Source organism: Paenibacillus xylanivorans, from assembly GCF_001280595.1.
Classification (GTDB): domain Bacteria; phylum Bacillota; class Bacilli; order Paenibacillales; family Paenibacillaceae; genus Paenibacillus; species Paenibacillus xylanivorans.
In genome coordinates this window covers 36,772-38,233 of record NZ_LITU01000069.1, presented here as the reverse complement: position 1 = coordinate 38,233, position 1,462 = coordinate 36,772, and the positions used below count along the sequence as shown (strand labels likewise).

The window sequence follows — 1,462 nt, the reverse complement described above, 5'->3', positions numbered from 1 at the left end:
CACTGTCCCAGCCGAGACCGTAGTTGTTGCTGTCATCCAGATCTTCCGGCCAAACGCCTCTCTTGTATTCCTCCTGTTCCATCGCCCGTACCGACTTGTCAGACAAGATGCCGCTTGCCTGTCCCGTAAAGAGTTGCGAAAATCGCACCATATCTTCTGCCGTGGAATTAACCCCTCCCTCGGCGATTACATTAACAAAAATATCTGGAATTTGCCCTTGGTGTTCCGGGACATAGAACCCGGCAAGCTCGCCGCTTTTCAATGGATCCTGTGGTGTCTTCGTATGATTCATCTGCAACGGCTTCGTGAAATGTTGATGAAAAAATTCGGTAAAGCTCATGCCGCTGACCCGTTCAACTAAAATCTCGGCAAGCGTAAAACCGCTATTGTTATACACCGAGAATGCTCCAGGGTCTGCCTTCAAGGTCTGGTCGGACAAGGTTTGCAGTAAGGTATCATGGGCATAGGTGTCACTATCCTCGAACAAGGAATCGCCCGTAGATCCAGTACCGCGCAGACCGGAGGAGTGGTTCAACAACATTCGCGGAGTAATGCGCTTATACCGTTCGTCCTTCATCATGAAATCGGTTATATACTGGACGACGGGCGTATCCAGATCGATTTTCCCTTCGTCTACCAATTTCATGACGGCCGCGGTCCCAATTATTTTGCTGACCGAACCGATACCGTATAATGTATCCTTGGTTAGCGGCTTATCGTTCTTGCCCGTCTGGCCGGATACAGTGATCTTTCCATTGTCAATCAGCGCATACTGAACGCTAATCGTATCGGTGGATTCAATAAGCAGCGCAGCCTTCTCGGCAGCGATTTTCTTCAATCCTTGGCTTGCCACAACGGTAGGCGCGACGCTGGAAGCCATTGCTCCGGTTGGTGCAATCATAGTCAACGCAAGTGTAGCGGGTAACACCCAAGAAAGCCTTTTTTTCATGTGAATATCCTCCATATAAACTCAAAATGGTACGTGATAAAATCCTTTTCCTTTTGGTTCTCTCCTTTCCTTTTATCATGAGATAAATTTCATAAAACTTAAAACTGGTGACACACAAAACCAAAAAAATAACCGAACGGTCAATCATATTTTATATAATACTGACCAATCGGTCAACGTTTTTGTTTTATGCTATAATAGCTGAAGAGAATGTGACAACCATTCGAGGAGGAACGGTAATGATAGATGGCAGAGAAAAAAAGGGGAACAAAACAAAAGAAGTTTTATTAAACGCTACAATAACATTAATAGCAGAAAATGGTTTAGAAGCATTAAGTTCTAACAGCATAGCGAAGAAGGCAAATGTTAGTAAAGCAAGCGTGTTTCATCACTTTGGTTCTATGGAGACTATTCAACAAGAAGCTTTTATTTATGCTGATGTGTTAATGGGTGAAGCACTGGAACAAATTTATCAAGAAGCTATGAAAACGGATTCTTTTGCGGATATTATGC

The 1,462-nt window shown here is 44.1% G+C and carries 2 protein-coding genes; one reads left to right on the top strand and one right to left on the bottom strand.

Features of this window, described 5'->3' with window-relative positions:
* Window positions 1–949 (bottom strand): serine hydrolase domain-containing protein (locus AMS66_RS33985; RefSeq protein ID WP_407944560.1); only part of this gene is annotated, 949 nt, incomplete at its 3' end.
* A 239-nt stretch (window positions 950–1,188) separates the two neighbouring features.
* On the opposite strand from AMS66_RS33985, the gene AMS66_RS33235 reads away from it, so the two are divergent.
* The coding region (locus AMS66_RS33235) for a TetR/AcrR family transcriptional regulator (protein WP_201782205.1) at window positions 1,189–1,462 on the top strand (274 nt) is incomplete at its 3' end.